This window comes from Mycobacterium sp., assembly GCF_004298145.1.
In the GTDB taxonomy this organism is placed as follows: Bacteria; Actinomycetota; Actinomycetes; order Mycobacteriales; family Mycobacteriaceae; genus Mycobacterium.
Genome location: NZ_SCRH01000048.1, coordinates 59,457 through 76,908, shown reverse-complemented (window position 1 = coordinate 76,908; position 17,452 = coordinate 59,457). Strand labels below are relative to the sequence as shown.

The window sequence follows — 17,452 nt, the reverse complement described above, 5'->3', positions numbered from 1 at the left end:
GCGCTCACCGTCGCCGGGCCAGGCTCGATCGCCCGACTCCTCACTCGCGCCCCACCGGCGCTCACCGTCGCCGGGCCAGGCTCGATCGCCCGACTCCTCACTCGCGCCCCACCGGCGCTCGCCGTCGCCGGGCTAGGCTCCTCCCTGTGGCCGAAACCCCGTCCGACCCAGGCGAGCTCGCGCGCCGGGCCGCCGTGGTCATCGCGGAGCGCACCGGAGTCGCCGAGCATGACGTCGCCATCGTCCTCGGCTCGGGATGGTCGCCGGCGGTCGCGGCGCTGGGCACGCCGACCGCCGTGCTGCCCCAAGCCGACCTGCCCGGGTTCTCCCCGCCCACCGCGATCGGGCACACCGGCGAGCTGTTGTCGATGCGCATCGGCGCACACCGGGTGCTGGTCCTGGTCGGCCGCATCCACGCCTACGAGGGCCACGACCTGCGCCACGTCGTGCATCCGGTACGGGCGGCCTGCGCGGCCGGCGTGCGCGCGGTCGTGCTCACCAACGCGGCGGGCGGACTGCGCCCGGGCATGACGGTCGGCGAACCGGTGTTGATCAGCGACCATCTGAACCTGACCGCGCGTTCCCCGCTGGTCGGCCCGCAATTCGTCGACCTGACCGACGCCTACTCCCCACGGCTGCGCGAATTCGCCGGCCAGGCCGACCCGACGCTGACCGAGGGCGTCTACGCCGGCCTGCCCGGCCCGCACTACGAGACGCCCGCGGAAATCCGGATGCTGCGGACGCTGGGCGCCGACCTGGTGGGCATGTCGACGGTGCACGAGACCATCGCGGCGCGGGCGGTCGGCGCCGAGGTGCTCGGGGTGTCGCTGGTGACCAATTTGGCGGCCGGCCTCGCCGGCGAGCCGCTGAGCCACGTCGAGGTGCTTTCCGCCGGTGCCGCGGCCGCAAGCCGGATGGGCGCCCTGCTGGCCCTGATCCTCGAGCGGCTGCCCCGGTTTTAGGGCCATGACGCCCGAGGAGTGGATCGCCCACGACCCCGACCGGACCACGGCCGCCGAGCTCGCCGCATGCGACCCCGACGAACTCGCCGCGCGCTTCGCCCATCCCCTGACGTTCGGCACCGCAGGCCTGCGCGGCCCGGTGCGCGGCGGGCCCGACGCCATGAACGTCGCGGTGGTGTCGCGGGCCACCTGGGCGGTGGCACAGGTGCTCAGTCGGCAAGCCCCGCCCGGTGCGCAGGTGATCGTGGGCCGCGACGCTCGTTACGGCTCAGCGGTATTCGCCACGGTGACCGCCGAAGTGCTTGCCGATCAAGGGTTTTCCGTGCTGTTTCTGCCGGGTCCGGTGCCCACTCCGGTGGTCGCGTTCGCGGTGCGGCACACCGGCGCGCTCGCCGGGATCCAGATCACGGCATCGCACAACCCGCCGGCCGACAACGGCTACAAGGTGTACGTCGACGGCGGCATCCAGATCATCTCCCCCACCGACCGCGAGATCGAAGCGGCGATGGCCGGCGCACCGCCGGCAGACCAGATCGGCAGGACACCCGTCCAACCCGCACAGGTCGATCTGGTCGAGCGCTACATCGAGCGAGCGGCCGGGCTGCGGCGCGGCGCGGGTTCGGCGCGGGTGACCCTGACGGCGCTGCACGGAGTGGGCGGCACGGTGGCCGTGGAGACGTTGCGCCGCGCCGGGTTCACCCAGGTGCACACCGTCGCAACCCAATTCGCCCCGGACCCGGACTTTCCCACCGTCGCGTTCCCTAACCCCGAGGAGCCCGGCGCCGCCGACGCGCTGCTGGCCCTGGCCGCCGACGTGGGCGCCGACGTGGCGATCGCGCTGGACCCCGACGCCGACCGGTGCGCCGTCGGCATTCCCGACGGGTCGGGATGGCGGATGCTGTCCGGCGACGAAACCGGTTGGCTGCTCGGTGATTACATTCTTTCTCAGCCGCAGCGTGCCGAAACGCCGGTGGTGGCCAGCACGGTGGTGTCCTCGCGGATGCTGTCGGCCATCGCCGCGCACCACGGCGCCGTCCACGTCGAAACCCTCACCGGATTCAAATGGCTGGCGCGCGCCGATACCGAGGTGCCCGGCGGCACCCTGGTATACGCCTACGAGGAAGCGATCGGGCACTGCGTGGATCCGGCCGCGGTGCGCGACAAGGACGGCATCAGCGCCGCGGTGCTGGTGTGCGACCTGGTCGCCACGCTGCTGCGGCAGGGCCGATCGATTGTCGACCTACTCGACGAGCTGGCCCGCCGCTACGGGGTGCACGACGTCGCCGCGGTGTCGCGCCGGGTCGCCGACCCCGCCGAGGCTGCCGTACTGATGCGCCGGCTGCGGAGGACCCCGCCGGCGACACTGGCCGGGTTCGCCGCGCACCTCACCGACATCACCGACGCGCTGATCTTCACCGGCGGCGACGACGACACGTCGGTCAGGGTGGTGGTGCGGCCTTCCGGGACCGAGCCGAAGCTGAAGTGCTACTTGGAGATTCGCCGCGCGGCTGGCGAGGACCTGGATTCTTCACGGCGGCGCGCCGGCGCCCTGCGCGCGGAGCTGGTCGCGGCTGTGCAGAGCTGGTGAACAGGTTCGGCCCGAACTGGCGGTCACCGGCATCGCCGAGCCCCGGCACGATATAGGCCGACTTGTTGAGCCCCTTGTCGACCGCGGCGGTGAACACCCGCGCGTTCGGCGCCGCTTTCCGCACCGCCGCAAGGCCTTCGGGCGCGGCCACCGCGCAGAGCACGGTGATATCGGTCGCGCCGCGACGCTGCAGCAGGCCGATGGTGTGCGCCATCGACCCGCCGGTGGCCAGCATGGGGTCGAGGACCAGCACCGGCCTACGCGCAAGTTTGTCGGGCAGCGCCTCGAGATACGGGACCGGCAGGTGGGTTTCCTCGTCGCGGGCGACCCCGACGAAGCCCACCTCCGCCTCGGGTATCGCGGCCTGCGCGGCCTCGACCATGCCCAACCCGGCCCGCAGCACCGGAACCAGCAGCGGCGCATTGACCAGTCGCGTCCCGACCGTCGCGGCCACCGGCGTGCGGATCTTGATCGACGTGCGCGGTGCCTCCCGGCTGGCTTCGTACACCAGCATCAGCGTGAGTTCGCGCAGCGCGGCCCGAAACCCTGCGTTACCGGTCCGTTCGTCACGCAGCACCGTCAGCCGGGCCGCGGCCAACGGGTGGTCGATCACGCACACGTCCATCCCATGAAGGGTATATAACGATCGCGCAAAGCCCTTCTGACACGCATGCGCTCGTCCCGGACATGGCCCAGGCACGTTCGTATACTCCCGGGGTGTCGCGCGAAATTCGAAGTCCGAGAAGGCTGCTCGACAGGGCGCATCGCCTGCTGCTCACGCTCGGCGTGGTGGCCGTGGTGGGATTGGCGGCAAGTCCGCTGACCCCGCGCATAGGCCTTGCGGCAGCGGCCATTCCGCAACCGGCGCACATCGTGATCGTGGTCGAGGAAAACCGTTCCGAAAACGGCATCATCGGCAACAAGTCGGCGCCCTTCATCACCTCGCTGGCCGCGGGCGGTGCCAACATGACGCAGTCGTTCGCCGAAACACACCCCAGCGAACCGAATTACCTGGCGCTGTTCGCCGGCAACACCTTCGGGGTGACCAAGAACCTGTGCCCGGTCAACGCCGGCGCCGCACCCAACCTCGGATCCGAATTGCTCGCCGCGGGACACACGTTCGTCGGCTTCGCCGAAGGCCTGCCGGCGGCCGGCTCACCCGTCTGCACCGCGGGCAAGTACGCACGCAAGCACGTGCCGTGGACCAACTTCACCAACGTGCCGGCGGCGAACTCGCTGCCGTTCTCCGCGTTCCCGATGGGCAACTACGCCAACCTGCCGACCGTGTCGTTCGTCATCCCCGACAACGACAACAACATGCACGATGGCTCGATCGCGCAGGCCGACGCCTGGCTCAACCGCAATCTGTCCGGGTACGCCAACTGGGCGCTGGCCAACAACAGCCTGCTGATCCTGACGTTCGACGAGGACGATAACGGCAGCCGCAACCAGATCCCCACGGTGTTCTACGGCGCTCTCGTCCGCCCCGGCAACTACAGCGAACAGATCAACCACTACAACGTGCTGTCCACGGTGGAGCAGATGTACGGGCTACCCAAGACGGGCTACGCCGCCAGCGCCGCTCCCATCACCGATATCTGGGGTTAGTTCCAACGGTGGCGACCCGCTTCACCCGGCTCCACCGCGCTCACGATCGCCACCAACCCCAACGGTGGCGACCCGCTTCACCCGGCTCCACCGCGCTCACGATCGCCACTGCCCCGACAGCGCGGTCGCCGGTCGTCGCTATTGTGTGCCGCATGGCTGCTGACCTCGTGCCCATTCGCCTGAGCCTGTCCGCCGGTGACCGCTACACCGTGTGGGCGCCCCGCTGGCGCGACTCCGGCGACGAGTGGGAGGCGTTCCTGGGCAAGGACGAGGACCTGTTCGTCTTCTCCTCCGTCGCCGATCTGGTCGCGTTCGTGCGGTCGGACACCGACAACGACCTGACCGACCATCCGGCGTGGAAGGACCTGACCTCGGCGCACGCGCACGACTTCGAACCCGCCGACGACAAGCAGTTCGATCTGATCGCGGTCGAGGAGCTGGTATCGGAGAAGCCCACCGAGGAATCGGTGGCCGCACTGGCGGGCACGCTGGCCATCGTCTCCTCCATCGGATCGGTGTGCGAGCTGGCGGCGGTGTCGAAGTTCTTCAACGGCAATCCCAGCCTGGGCACCGTGTCGGGTGGGATCGAGCACTTCACCGGCAAGGCCGGCGCCAAACGCTGGCATTCGATCGCCGAGGTCATCGGGCGCAGCTGGGACGACGTACTCGGCGCGATCGACGACATCGCCACCACCCCCGAGGTCGATGACAAACTGTCGGACAAGGCCGCCGACGAACTCGCCGAAGAGCGCCAACAAGAAGACGAAGTCGACGACACCGACACCGAAGACGCCGCCGCAGCCGGCGGCGAGGACACCCTCGAGGAATCCGGGGACGACGAAGGCGAAGACGAGGACACCGACGACACCGACGACCGGGCGGGCGGCGCCACCGCGGTGCTGGGCGGCGACAAGGACTTCTGGCTGCAGGTGGGCATCGATCCGATCCGGATCATGACGAGCTCGGGCACCCTCTACACACTGCGCTGCTACCTCGACGACCAGCCGATCTTCCTGGGCCGCAACGGACGGATCAGCGTGTTCACGTCCGAGCGCGCGCTGGCCCGCTACCTGGCCGACGAGCACGACCACGACCTGTCCGATCTGAGCACCTACGACGACATCCGCACCGCCGCCACCGACGGTTCCCTGGCGGTCGAGATCACCGACGACAACATCTACGTGCTCAGCGGCCTGACCGACGACCTCGCCGACGGGCCGGACGCCGTGGACCGCGAGCAACTGGAGCTGGCCATCGAGGTGCTCCGTGACATCGGCGACTACTCCGAGGATCCCGCGGTCGACAAGGCGCTCGAAACCAACCGGCCGCTGGGCAAGCTGGTGGCCGCCGTGCTCGAACCCGACTCGGTCACCAAGCCGTCGCCCCCCTACGCCGCGGCGGTGCGCGAGTGGGAGAAATTGGAGCAATTCGTCGAGGGGCGGCTGCGCCGCGAATAGGGCGCGACCGGCGCCGTAGGTTTGACGGGTCCCCGAGTCTCCTCTTTACTGGCGGCAGCATCAGCAGACGGGAAGGTTGAGTGACATGTCGCTTCCCGGAATCGGCCCGCTGCCCCTCTACGGGTTCCAGCGTCCGGGCATGTTGGTGTTCGGTTTGGTCCCGTTGGCCTTGCTGGCCGTCTACCTCCTCGTCCAGGCTCGTCGCCGCCGACGGCTGCACCGGTACACCGACGCCGCCGTGGCGCAGTCGCCGTGGCGGCATCTGCCGATCGCCGCGTCGCTGCTGTGCCTGGCGTTGCTGACCATCGCGCTGGCCACCCCCACCCACGACATGCGCATCCCGCGCAATCGCGCCGTCATCATGCTCGTCGTGGACATGTCGCAGTCCATGCGGGCAACCGACGTCGAGCCCAACCGGCTCAAGGCCGCCGAACAGGCCGCCGGCCAGTTCGCCGGCCAGCTGACGCCGGGCATCAACCTCGGGCTGGTCGGCTTCGCGGGCACGCCCTATCTGCTGGTGCCGCCCACCCCGCAGCACCAGGCGACCATCGACGCACTGAAGAAGCTGGACTTCGCCGACAGCACGGCCACCGGCCAGGCCATCTTCACCGCCCTGCACGCGATCGGCGCCACGGCGGTGACCGGGGGCGACGATCCGCCGCCGGCCCGCATCGTGCTGCTCTCCGACGGCCGCGAGAACAAGCCCTCCAATCCCAGCGATCCGCACGACGGTGTCTACACCGCGGCGCGCCTGGCCAAGGACGAGGGCGTGCAGATCTCGACGATCTCGTTCGGCACCAAGGGCGGTGAAATCGAGATGGACGGGCAACGTGTCGCGGTGCCGGTGTCGACCGACCAGATGAAGACGATCGCCAGGCTCTCCGGCGGGCAGTCCTACACCGCCACCAACATCGGCGAGCTCAACAAGAGCTACAACGCGATCGAGAACGAGATCGGCTACCGCACGGTGCCGGGGCCGGGCAGCTCCGGCTGGCTGCGGCTCGGGGTGCTGGCCGCCCTGATCGCGACGGCGCTGGCGCTGCTGATCAACCGGCGCCTGCCGACCTAGGGGCCACCCGGGATTTCAGGCGGGCAGCCTGCGGTTGAGCAGCAGGCCCGCCAGGACGGCGCCGGCCATCACGAGGGCACCCAGCAGCATCCAGGCCAGGCTCGCGTCGCCCTTGACGGTTTCGTAGCCGATCTGGCGCTGCAACGTCGTGTACACGTTCTCCAGGGAGTCCAGGCTGTCGGCGTGGAACGCCTGGCCGTCGGTGATCTCGCAGATCTTCTGCAGGGTCTGATCGTCCACCGGAACCGGAATGGTGGCGCCCTCGTAGTCGACGGTGCCGTAGGGGGTGCCGAACGAGATCGTCGATATCTGCACGCCCCCGGCCTTGGCGGCCCGGGCCGCGGTGAACGCCCCCTGGGGCGCGTTGGGGTCCAGCGGCACGTTCTCGGCTCCGTCGGACTCCAGCACGATCCGCGCCGGCGGCGGGCCGTCGCCGCCACCCATCACCGAACCGACCGTCGCGATCGCCTGCAGCGCGGTGAAAATGCCTTCTCCCGTAGCGGTTTTCGGGGCGGGCTGCAGGCTGTCGATGCCCGATTTCACCGCGCCGCGGTTCGTCGTCGGGGGAACCAACAGTGTGGCGTTGGCCGCGAATTCCACCAGCCCCAGGTTGATGGCCGGCGTCAGCTGGTCGGCGAACTTCTTGCCGGCCTCCTTCGCGGCGGCCAGGCGGTTGGGCGGAACATCGTTGGAGGCCATCGATTCCGAGACGTCGATGACCAGCATCACGACCGCGCGGTTGAGCGGGATCCGGACGTCAGACGTCGGCCCGGCCATCGCCGTGGTCAGCAGGACCAGCGATGCGGCCAGCAGGATGGTCGGCACATGCCGCCACCGGCTCGGGTGCGGCGGGGCGACGCGCTCCAGCACCTCCATGTTGGCGAACCGCAGCACCCGGCGACGGCGGGCGAATTGCTGTACGACGTAGAGGCCGATCACGAGCAGCACCACCAGCAGCGACAGGAAGAGCCAGGGGTTCTGGAATCCAGACAGCGACACCGGGCCCAGCAGGGGCAGCTTCATGATGTCGGCCTCCCGACCCTCGTACCAGGCAACGCTCGAACAGCCACCCTATTCGATACGAACTTACCCCTCAGCGGCGTGGGCCCGGCGCACCGCTCTGCGCATGTGGCCGACCGTCCCTCGGAGCACGCACCAAGCCGCAAATCCGTTGCACCACAATATATATCGGCCAAGGAGCGATGAAAATGCATGGCGGTATCGGCATGCATGCCGAATATCTTGGGGGCCAGTATGTCTCGCGGCTGACTGCCATTGAGCACACATTAGGTGGCAGCGAGGACCATCTCTGGGTGCTCGCGGGCCGCGGTTAGGGATCATGACATGGTCACCGCCACCACATCGCAGGAGTCGGCGCGCAATTTTGTGGCGCGTGGGCAATGCCGTTGTTGGCGGGCCGCATACATCTCCCGTTACGGCGCGCGGGTCTGATCTGCCGACGTTGCCGGCACCCCTTTCACGGACGCCCAGAGTATGCTCAGACTATGAAGTATTCACCTACTACGCTGCGATTTCGGCATGGCTAAGGCCCGGCGGAGTCGGGCCGTGTACACGAACCCGCAGCCACGACTTTCCGCCGACGAGCGCCGAGAGCAGATCATCGAATCTGCGCGGCTGGTCTTCGAACAGGCGGGATTCGACGGTGCCCGCACCCGCGATCTTGCGACCGCGGCGGGGGTGAACGAAGCCCTGTTGTACCGCCACTTTGCGTCAAAAGAGGAGTTGTTCGAGGCTGCGGTTGCGGACCCGCTCGAGGCCGCAGTCGCCAAACTGGTTGGGTTTTCCGGTGCTCCTCCGGAAACGTTCGACAGCAGCGGGACGGTGATGCATGAACGCACCCATAAGTTCGTCGACGACCTGCTGGGGGTCATGGATGAAATCGGCCCGTTGCTGGGGGTCGTGCTGTTCGGTCAAGCCACCCGCTCGGAAGAATACTTCCGGAATCGCATCGACCCATCGTTGACAAAGATCGAGGACGTCGTCAAGGCGAACCTCCCGGCTTGGCGGCACAAGGATTTCGATATCGCACTCATGGTGCGATTGACGGTCGGCATGACGTGGTTTCTTTCCGTGACAGATAAGCTGTGCAAACGAAACCGTAATCGAGCGGCAACTGCGGACGCGATCACCACGATGCTCCTTGAGGGTGTAGGCGTCAACTAAAAGACGTGCCGCGGAAGCGCTTTGGATAGGTGGCATCGTCGGATCACCGAGCGTCGGTAGCGCCGCCGTCCACGGGAACCACCGCGGTTGTCAGGTTGGCGCCCGCCCGCGAAGCCCGGGAGATGGCGACACTTGCGATGTCAGCGCATCGCCTAACCAGCCCAGTGGCACGGCGTATTCAACCGTTTCGCGACGGTCGGCGTCGTTCGACACGCCAGCGCCCGATTCGAAGGTGTCAACATCCCTTGGGCCACAAGCTAATCACAGATCTCACCGGGAGAAGTCGACGCCATGAGCAACGCCTTTCGCTATATCACCCTCTAACGCTGGCCGATCAGCTGATATGACTCTAGGTCGAACTTCCGAAGGCGTCTTGTCAGCGAATACATCGTTCCCGGCCAGGGTAACGACACGCGTCGATGGCCGTCCGCCAAGTAGTAACTGTCGCAGCCCCCGAGAGCGAATGTGGACTTGTTCAATGTTCTGTCAGCCTCTGCGACAAAGGCGTCCTGTGCATTGGCAGTGACGTCGAACGCAACGACTCCCAGCCGGCGGACCGCCTCGATCGCGCCGACGATGTAGTGAGTTTGCGCCTCGGCCATGGTGAAGCCGGACAGTGTTCCGACATTGGGACCGAACATCATGAATGCATTAGGAAACCCACTGATGGTCGTGCCCATGTGGGCCTTGGGATTGCCTCTCCACACCTGGGCGAGCGTCTCACCGGACCGACCACGGACGCGTTCGGTGACCGGATGGTGCTGCAACGTGTGAAAGCCGGTGCCATAAATGATGATGTCGGCGGGGATTTCGCGTCCATCCGAGGTCACTACGGAATGCTCGCGCACTTCGACGGCCGGCGACGTCACCAGATCGACGTTGGGCTGCGCAAGCGCGCGGTAGTAATCGTTGGAGAAACAGAGACGCTTACAGGCGGGCGCATACCGGGGCGTCAACGCCTTCCGCGTCGACGGGTCGTTGATGTGCCGGCGAATGTGCAAACGGCCGAAGATACCCACCATTCGGGCGATACGTGGCGAATGTAACGCCGCTGACGTGAAGATGTCGAGGATCAACCACGTGAACAGGCGAAGCAACTTCATCAATATCGGGACTCTCGCGAGACAGCGCTTCGACGTCTCGGTGATGTCCCAATCGGGCTTGGGCAGGACCCAGGACGGCGTGCGCTGGACGAGGGTGAGCCTGCGTACCCGCGACTGAATCGCCGGAACGAATTGAATGGCCGAAGCGCCGGTTCCGATCGCCACTACCGCACGGCCGATCACGTCGATGTCCTCAGGCCACTGCGAGGAATGAAAAGCTGTCCCCTGGAACGTGTCTCGGCCAGGAAGCGCGGGGATGACCGGCTCGTGCAGCGGGCCAGCCGCTATCACGAAGAACCGCGCCCGGAAAGCACCACGGTTAGTCACCACATGCCAGCGATGATCGCCGGTGTCCCACCGCGCCTCGAGTACCTCGGTCTCGATTCGCACATTGTCACGCACCCCGAAGTCGTCGACCACGGTCGCGATGTACGCCTCGAGCTCCGCCTGGGTTCCATACACGCGTGACCAATCGGGTTTGGGTGCGAATGAGAAGGAATACAGATGCGACGGGATGTCGACTGCGCATCCCGGATAGGTGTTGTGGTGCCACGTGCCACCGACGCTGTCTGAACGCTCGACGATGACGACATCGTCGATGCCCGCCTTCCGGAGGCCGATCGCCACAGCGATACCGCAGATGCCTGCACCCAGCACCAGGACCTCGACCGCCTGCGCCTCATTCACTGTGTCGATGGTCGTCATTCGTCGCCGTTTCCGTTGCTATGGGTGATTGGCATGCGCTAGTGTAGCAAGTACTTACTTCACAGAAAGCGAAAACTCGTGCGAGTTCCCCCGGCACTCCTACGGCTCGGGCTGCGTGCCCTGCGCCCGGTTTTCACCTCTCCCCGCTTGTCGATGGCCACCAAGCGGCGAGTCGTTGATGTGATTGCTGGCGCGTCCCGACTCCCTGCCGGGGTGACGGTAGAGGTCGACGCACTCGGCGGCGTGCCGGTCGAAAGGGTCACGCCTCCGAATGCGCGGTCGGACGCCGCGTTGCTGTTCTTACACGGAGGCGGGTACGCGTCGGGCAGTGCCAGGGGCTATCGAGGATTCGCCGGCGCTCTCTCCGTCGCGGCAGCCATGCAGCTGATCGTCGTCGATTACCGTCTTGCACCCGAGCATCCGTTCCCGGCCGCGTTGGACGACGTACTTGGCGCCTACCGAGCGCTGTTCGAAGAAGTTGCCACGATTGCCGTGGCCGGCGACTCGGCCGGCGGCGGGCTGACTCTCGCGCTGGCCCAGCGGATTCGGGACACACCTTTGCCAGCGCCCGCCGCGCTGGGGCTGATCTGTCCGTGGCTGGATCTCGCCACCGACCAAGCCGCAGCACGGTCACCCGGGAACGATCCACTCATCATCCCGTCGCTCACCGCCGAATGGTGCCGGTTCTACGCGGGGACATGCGATGCGGGCGACCCCCGCATCTCGCCCATCCACGGCGACCTCGCGTCACTGCCGCCGATCATCATGCACTCGGCCGGAGACGATCCGCTCGCCGTCGACGCGGACAAGCTCGAAAGCGAAATTGCGCTTCGGGCAGTGGGTAGCACGGTGATGCATCGCAGCTTCACAAAGCGCTGGCATGACTTTCACTTACAGGTGGGATTTCTTGCCGACGCCGATCACGCTGTGAAACTCTTCGGCGCGCAATTGGCCGGCCTGATCGCAGAACGGCATCAGCCGAGATGAGCGGCTCACCCGGCGCCGAGATCGCGGCGCTGGGTGAACTTGATGTCGAGGCTGCGCAGGTAGGTCTGCAGCCCGGCGTCCTGGACGGGGATCAGGTGTGCGGCCTCGTCGGTCTCGTTGTAGTGCGCGTGCCACATGCCGGGCGGGGTAGTGAAGGCGCAGCCGGCCTGCCAGTCCACCCGGATGGGATCGACGATGTCGCCGCGCTCGTCGAGGCGCGTGCCCAGCAGCGTGTAGCACCCGGCCGGCGGCGCATCCAGGATGAGGTCCAACGCGACCGACTGGTGCCGGTGCGGACGCTGCACCTGATGCGGCGGAAGCACGCCGAGCATGGCCCACAGCACGTGGGTGATGGTCAGGGTCTGGTCCTGATCGGCGTTGGCCAACAGGACGCTGACCCGGCTCTTGTCGTTGGCGCCGGGGCGTGAGGCGATCTCGGTCAGCTTGGCGACGGCGTCGGCGCGGCGGAACTTGGTCGGGCGGAACCGCGCCCGGGTGGCGTCGGCGCCGAGGTAGCGCATCAGCGGCTCGTCGTGCACCCAGTACATGGTCGTGTCGGTGGCGGCGTAAAACACCGAGTGCGCCCCGGCGGGCAGCGTCAAAAAGTCGCCCTTCTCCCACTCGACCAGCCGGCCGTTGACCGCCGCGAAGCCTCGCCCGTAGAGCACGTAATACAGCTGCGAGGTGGCGTTGGGGTTGGTGTCGACGTGTTCGTTCGCGCGGATACTCACGAAGTTGGCCAGCAGCGCGGGGCTGGTCGCCGGGCCGGTCGGGCCGCCCAGCTCGGTGGACAGGTCCAGCGGGATCACGCCGGTCGGCGCGTCCAGGTAGGTCTCGGGACCGAACCGCGTGATCGGCATCCGGGGGGTGAAACCCGAGCCGATCGGGTTGGCGGCCTTCGAGTACTCGAAGTACTCGGCCTGCTCGGCCCACTCGTCGAACCGGCCCTCGAACCCGTACTCGGCGACGTTGATCATGGGCGCGGGGACCATCGGGTCCAGGTTCGGTGTCACGAGCTGCTGCGTGGTGGGCATGTCGGTCTCCCTCGCCGCTTACGGTTATCTCGTATCGGAATAGTATTTATCTTGTATCTAAGCGTCAAACACCGCAGGTAGACGCCGCGGGTGTACGGTCATCAGCACGGTTGAGATACGACTTGGCTACCAGAGAAGGGCTCGGCGTGGCAGCAAAGGACGCCCGATCGGGGACGGCCAAGGATCGCGCGCTCGACTACGTCAAGACGCGGGTGCTCGCCGGGGAGTTCCCCGGTGGCGAACTGATCAGCGAGGGCGACGTGGCCACCGCGCTGGGGATGTCGCGAACGCCCGTGCGCGAGGCGTTCCTGCGGCTGGAAGCCGAGGGATTGCTGCGCCTGTATCCGCAGCGCGGCGCCCTGGTGGTTCCGGTTTCGCCCGACGAGGTGCGCGCGGTGATGGAGGCGCGGTTGGTGCTGGAGCAGTTCGCGGCCGGCAAGGTGATCGGGCGCGACACGACCGCGCGCGCCGCCGTGTTCGAGCGGCTGTCGGTCGAGCTTGCCCGGCAACGCGACGCGGCGGCCGCGACGGACTGGCGGGCGTTCGTGGCGGCCGACCGCGCCTTCCACGCCATCACGCTGCAGGAGTCGGGCAACGCCATCCTGTCCGGTTTCTACGCGTCGTTGCGCGACCGCCAGATGCGGATGATCGGCGAATCGGCGCTGCGCGACCCCGATCGGGTGGCCACGATCCTGAAGGAGCATCAGGATATCGCCGAAGCCCTGCGCGATGGCGATATCCCGCGAGCGGTGCGCCTGGTGCAGACCCACTTGGCCGGCACGGCGCGCGCCATCGGGCTGTCCGTCGAGCCGGATCCGTTATGGGCTACCGGCTTTGGCCGCGGCGGGCCAGACTGATCGAACCCCTCCCGATGACGCCGGCGGCCTATCAGCCGATCAGCACCGCGTACCGCGGCTTGATCACCTCGTCGATGATCGCCAGCCGCTCGTCGAACGGGATGAACGCGGACTTCATCGCGTTGATGGTGAACCGCTCGAGGTCGCTCCAGCCGTAGCCGAAAGCCTCGACCAGGCGGAGCATTTCGCGGCTCATGAAGGTGTCGCTCATCAACCGGTTATCGGTGTTGACGGTCACCCGGAACCGCGCGCGGGCCAGCAGATCGAACGGATGCTCGGCGATGCTCTTGACGGCGCCCGTCTGCACGTTCGAGCTCGGACACAGTTCCAGCGGAATCCGCTTGTCCCGCAGGATCGCTGCCTGTTGGCCCAACCGGACCTGTCCGTCGGGCAGCACTTCGATGTCGTCGACGATCCGCACCCCGTGGCCCAGCCGGTCGGCGCCGCAGAAGGCGATCGCCTCGTGGATGGACGGCAGGCCGAACGCCTCACCGGCATGAATAGTGAAGCGGGCGTTGTGATCTCGCATGTACTCGAAAGCATCCAGGTGCCGGGTCGGCGGGTTGCCGGCCTCGGCGCCGGCGATGTCGAAACCGACAACCCCCTTGTCCCGGAACCGGATTGCCAGCTCGGCGATCTCCCGGGACACCGCCGCGTGCCGCATCGCGGTGACCAGCAGGCGCACCACGATCGGACGGCCCGCGCCGGCGCAGGCCTTCTCGCCGTCGGCGAGCCCGGCCAGCACGGCGTCGACGATGGCGTCGAAGGACAGCCCACGGTCGATGTGCAGCTCGGGCGCGAACCGGATCTCGGCGTAGACCACCGAGTCGGCGGCCAAATCTTCGACGCACTCGTAGGCGACGCGATGCAGCGCCTCGGGTGTCTGCATCACCGCGACGGTGTGTGAAAACGGCTCCAGGTAGCGCTCCAGCGATCCGCTGTGCGATCGCGTGCGAAACCACGTCGCCAACTCGTCGACCTCGGTGGCGGGCAGCTCGTCGTAGCCGACCTGCCCGGCGATCTCCAGCACGGTCGACGGGCGCAGCCCGCCGTCGAGGTGGTCGTGCAGCAGCGCCTTGGGCGCCTTGCGGATCTGCTCCAGACCCAGTGGCGTGGTCATGTGACGATCCGATCGATGATCAGCGGCCGGGAAGCCGGGGGCGTGTCGCCGACGCTCCAGCCGCCGTCCAGCTCGGCGAGCGCCGCGCCGAAGCGCTCCGGGGTGTCGGTATACAGGGTGAACAGCGGCTCACCGGCCGTGACCGGCTCGCCGGGACGGCGGTGCATCCTGATGCCGGCGCCCAACTGCACCCGATCGCCCGGACGGGATCTGCCCGCACCGAGCCGCCAAGCCGCCAGCCCCACTGCCATCGCGTCGATATCGCCCATTGTGCCGCCCCGGGCGGCGGTCACGGCCTCGGCGTGCCGACCGATCGGCAACGGCACCGACAAATCGCCGCCCTGGGCGGCGATGAGCCGGCGAAATCGGTCCATCGCGGTGCCGTCGCACAGCGTCTCGGCGGGATCGCGGTCGTCGATCCCGGCCAGCTCGAGCATCTCGGAGGCCAGCCGCAGCGTCAGCTCGACGACGTCGGGCGGGCCGCCCCCGGCCAGCACCTCGAGCGACTCGGCGACCTCGAGGGCGTTGCCGACGGTCGCGCCCAGCGGACCGTCCATGTCCGTCAGCAGCGCGCGGGTGGGCACCCCGTGCGCGGCGCCCAGCTCGACCATGATTTGCGCCAGCTCGCGCGACTGCGCCTCCGAGTCGGTGAACGCCCCGGAACCGACCTTCACGTCGAGCACCAGCGCGCCGGTCCCCTCGGCCAGCTTCTTGCTCATCACCGAGCTGGCGATCAGCGGCAGCGACTCGACGGTGGCGGTGATGTCGCGCAGCGCATACAGTTTGGCGTCGGCGGGGGCCAGATCGCCGGCGGCGAAGATGGCCGCGCCGAGGACGCGCAGCTGGTCGCGCACGCGCCGCTTGGACAGCTCGGCGGTGAAACCGGCGATGGATTCCAGCTTGTCCAGGGTGCCGCCGGTATGGCCGAGCCCGCGGCCCGACGCCTGCGGCACCGCCGCGCCGCAGGCGGCGACGACGGGCACCAGGGGCAGGGTGATCTTGTCCCCCACCCCGCCGGTGGAGTGCTTGTCCACCGTGGGTACGCCGAGGTCGCTGAAGTCGAGCCGTTCGCCCGAGGCCAGCATCGCCGACGTCCACCGGGCGGTCTCGCCGCGATCCATGCCGCGCAACAGGATCGCCATCAGCAGGGCCGCCATCTGTTCCTCGGCCACCCGGCCGTCGGTGTAGGCGTCGACGACCCAGTCGATGGCGGCGTCGGACAACCGGCCGCCGTCGCGCTTGGTCCTGATCACCGTGGGCGCGTCGAACCCGGGCGGCATCAGCCGCGCCCCGCGGCCAGGTCGTCGGGGCCGAAGGCGTCCGGCAGCAGGTCACCGAGCCGGCGCGGCCCGCCCGGATGGTCGATCAACAACTCAGGGCCCCCGTGCTCGAGCAGGACCTGGCGGCATCGCCCGCACGGCATCAGCACCGATCCGCGCTGACCCACGCACGCCAGCGCGACCAGCCGGCCGCCGCCGGTCGAATGCAGGGCGCACACCACGGCGCACTCGGCGCAGAAACCAAGGCCATATGAGACGTTCTCCACATTGCACCCGGTGACCACACGGCCGTCGTCGACCAGCGCGGCCGCACCGACACCGAACCGGGAGTAGGGCGCGTAGGCCCCCGCGGACGCCTGTATTGCCTTGTCCCGCAGCGCATTCCAGTCGATACCCGGCATCACGCAACCCCGCTCACCCATGGCCGCTTCCGACAGTCACCCTAGCCGCAACACGGCATTTCGCTTGACGGACATCGGCGCAAGCCACGCCGTGTGCGAGCTAAGCTCAAGTGCCCGGCGTGACTGTCGCGCAACGTCGCACAAAGCATGTCGCAAAAAGGCGGAGGACTGGGGTGACACTGGGGTGAGTACGCAACCGACAACCGCGGATCCGGCGACACCGGTACCGGCTCCATCGCGTAAACGCAGGCCGCCGCGGACCCTGTACCGGGGAGATCCCGGCATGTGGGCGTGGGTGCTGCATCGCATCAGCGGCGCGACGATCTTCTTTTTCCTGTTCGTGCACGTCCTGGACGCCGCGATGCTGCGGGTCAGCCCGCAGACCTACAACGCGGTGATCCACGACTATCAGATGCCGATCGTCGGCCTGATGGAATACGGCCTGATCGCCGCGGTCGGATTCCACGGCCTGAACGGGATCCGGGTGATCCTGATCGACTTCTGGTCCGAAGGCCCGCGCTACCAGCGGCTGATGTTCTGGATCGTCGGCGTCGTGTTCCTGCTGCTGATGGTCTCGGCCGGCGTGGTGACCGTGGTCCACATGATGGACCACTTCCGATGAGCAGCCCCGATCTTCAGCTGACCCGGGGCCAGACGGCGCCGGTCAAGCAACGCTCCCACGACCGCCCCGCCAGCCTGGACAATCCCCGTTCGCCGCGGCACCGGGCCGGCATCCCCAACTTCGAGAAATTCGCCTGGCTGTTCATGCGGTTCTCGGGCGTCGCGCTGCTCGTCCTGGCGATCGGCCACCTGTTCATCATGCTGATGTGGGACAACGGCGTTTACCGCATCGACTTCAACTATGTGGCGCAGCGCTGGGCGTCGCCGTTCTGGCAAATCTGGGACCTGGCGCTGCTGTGGCTGGCGCAACTGCACGGCGGCAACGGCCTGCGCACCATCATCGACGACTACAGCCGCAAGGACAGCACCCGGTTCTGGCTCAACAGCCTGCTGTTGTTGTCGATGGGGTTCACGTTGGTGCTGGGCACCTACGTGCTGCTGACATTCGACCCCAACATTTCCTGATCGAGGGAGGC

At 67.7% G+C, this 17,452-nt stretch carries 16 protein-coding genes and 2 pseudogenes; 11 read left to right on the top strand and 7 right to left on the bottom strand.

The window, feature by feature from the left end:
- Window positions 1–146 precede the first annotated feature (146 nt).
- Complete coding sequence (locus tag EPN51_RS21285; protein WP_293046550.1) at window positions 147–962, top strand: purine-nucleoside phosphorylase; 816 nt, start codon at window positions 147–149, stop codon at window positions 960–962.
- A gap of 4 nt (window positions 963–966) precedes the next feature.
- Window positions 967–2,550 (top strand): phospho-sugar mutase, encoded by a 1,584-nt coding sequence (locus EPN51_RS21280; RefSeq protein WP_293046548.1) that lies wholly within the window; start codon window positions 967–969, stop codon window positions 2,548–2,550.
- Between the two features lie 7 nt (window positions 2,551–2,557).
- Here the strand turns inward: EPN51_RS21280 and upp are convergent.
- A pseudogene (gene upp / locus EPN51_RS21275) lies at window positions 2,558–3,175 on the bottom strand (uracil phosphoribosyltransferase); the annotation flags it as partial.
- Between the two features lie 92 nt (window positions 3,176–3,267).
- Between upp and EPN51_RS21270 the strand changes: the two are divergent.
- The 3 genes from EPN51_RS21270 (at window position 3,268) to EPN51_RS21260 (ending at window position 6,684) form a co-directional block, all read left to right on the top strand.
- Window positions 3,268–4,158, top strand: coding sequence for an alkaline phosphatase family protein (locus tag EPN51_RS21270; RefSeq protein ID WP_293046545.1), 891 nt, complete (start codon window positions 3,268–3,270; stop codon window positions 4,156–4,158).
- A gap of 152 nt (window positions 4,159–4,310) precedes the next feature.
- Complete coding sequence (locus EPN51_RS21265) at window positions 4,311–5,615, top strand: primosomal protein (protein WP_293046543.1); 1,305 nt, start codon at window positions 4,311–4,313, stop codon at window positions 5,613–5,615.
- Between the two features lie 85 nt (window positions 5,616–5,700).
- Window positions 5,701–6,684, top strand: coding sequence for a VWA domain-containing protein (locus EPN51_RS21260; RefSeq protein WP_293046540.1), 984 nt, complete (start codon window positions 5,701–5,703; stop codon window positions 6,682–6,684).
- Between the two features lie 15 nt (window positions 6,685–6,699).
- Here EPN51_RS21260 and EPN51_RS21255 read toward each other — a convergent pair whose 3' ends face one another.
- A complete protein-coding gene (locus tag EPN51_RS21255; RefSeq protein ID WP_293046537.1) occupies window positions 6,700–7,707 on the bottom strand; it encodes a VWA domain-containing protein in 1,008 nt (335 codons plus the stop codon).
- A gap of 164 nt (window positions 7,708–7,871) precedes the next feature.
- Between EPN51_RS21255 and EPN51_RS21250 the strand changes: the two are divergent.
- Window positions 7,872–8,006, top strand: a pseudogene (locus EPN51_RS21250) (acyl-CoA dehydrogenase); the annotation flags it as partial.
- A 244-nt stretch (window positions 8,007–8,250) separates the two neighbouring features.
- Window positions 8,251–8,868 carry a TetR/AcrR family transcriptional regulator gene (locus EPN51_RS21245; protein ID WP_293046534.1) on the top strand — a complete coding sequence of 206 codons (618 nt, stop codon included), beginning with the start codon at window positions 8,251–8,253 and terminating at the stop codon, window positions 8,866–8,868.
- 320 nt (window positions 8,869–9,188) lie between these two features.
- Here the strand turns inward: EPN51_RS21245 and EPN51_RS21240 are convergent, their stop codons facing one another.
- Entirely contained in the window at window positions 9,189–10,676 is a 1,488-nt protein-coding gene (locus EPN51_RS21240) for an NAD(P)/FAD-dependent oxidoreductase (RefSeq protein ID WP_293046531.1), read from the bottom strand.
- A gap of 153 nt (window positions 10,677–10,829) precedes the next feature.
- Here EPN51_RS21240 and EPN51_RS21235 point away from each other — a divergent pair, with 153 nt between their 5' ends.
- A complete protein-coding gene (locus tag EPN51_RS21235) occupies window positions 10,830–11,663 on the top strand; it encodes an alpha/beta hydrolase (protein ID WP_293046528.1) in 834 nt (277 codons plus the stop codon).
- A 5-nt stretch (window positions 11,664–11,668) separates the two neighbouring features.
- Here the strand turns inward: EPN51_RS21235 and EPN51_RS21230 are convergent, their stop codons facing one another.
- The gene (locus tag EPN51_RS21230; RefSeq protein ID WP_293046525.1) at window positions 11,669–12,697 is read right to left on the bottom strand and encodes a cupin; all 1,029 of its coding nucleotides are present in this window, start codon (window positions 12,695–12,697) and stop codon (window positions 11,669–11,671) included.
- A 146-nt stretch (window positions 12,698–12,843) separates the two neighbouring features.
- On the opposite strand from EPN51_RS21230, the gene EPN51_RS21225 reads away from it, so the two are divergent.
- Complete coding sequence (locus EPN51_RS21225) at window positions 12,844–13,554, top strand: GntR family transcriptional regulator (RefSeq protein WP_293046522.1); 711 nt, start codon at window positions 12,844–12,846, stop codon at window positions 13,552–13,554.
- A gap of 31 nt (window positions 13,555–13,585) precedes the next feature.
- Here EPN51_RS21225 and EPN51_RS21220 read toward each other — a convergent pair whose 3' ends face one another.
- The 3 genes from EPN51_RS21220 to EPN51_RS21210 are packed head-to-tail and all read right to left on the bottom strand — an operon-like array spanning window position 13,586 to window position 16,355.
- Window positions 13,586–14,674, bottom strand: a complete 1,089-nt coding sequence (locus EPN51_RS21220; RefSeq protein WP_293046519.1) for an adenosine deaminase — start codon at window positions 14,672–14,674, stop codon at window positions 13,586–13,588.
- The gene (locus EPN51_RS21215; RefSeq protein ID WP_293046516.1) at window positions 14,671–15,954 is read right to left on the bottom strand and encodes a thymidine phosphorylase; all 1,284 of its coding nucleotides are present in this window, start codon (window positions 15,952–15,954) and stop codon (window positions 14,671–14,673) included. Before EPN51_RS21215 ends, EPN51_RS21220 begins: the two co-directional genes overlap by 4 nt.
- Window positions 15,954–16,355 carry a cytidine deaminase gene (locus EPN51_RS21210; protein WP_293046561.1) on the bottom strand — a complete coding sequence of 134 codons (402 nt, stop codon included), beginning with the start codon at window positions 16,353–16,355 and terminating at the stop codon, window positions 15,954–15,956. The genes EPN51_RS21215 and EPN51_RS21210 overlap by 1 nt, the downstream gene beginning before the upstream one ends.
- A 283-nt stretch (window positions 16,356–16,638) precedes the next feature.
- Here EPN51_RS21210 and sdhC point away from each other — a divergent pair, with 283 nt between their 5' ends.
- Both sdhC and EPN51_RS21200 read left to right on the top strand, forming a co-directional pair.
- Entirely contained in the window at window positions 16,639–16,977 is a 339-nt protein-coding gene (gene sdhC / locus EPN51_RS21205) for a succinate dehydrogenase, cytochrome b556 subunit (RefSeq protein ID WP_293046558.1), read from the top strand.
- The gene (locus tag EPN51_RS21200) at window positions 16,974–17,441 is read left to right on the top strand and encodes a succinate dehydrogenase hydrophobic membrane anchor subunit (protein ID WP_293046513.1); all 468 of its coding nucleotides are present in this window, start codon (window positions 16,974–16,976) and stop codon (window positions 17,439–17,441) included. Before sdhC ends, EPN51_RS21200 begins: the two co-directional genes overlap by 4 nt.
- Window positions 17,442–17,452 lie beyond the last annotated feature (11 nt).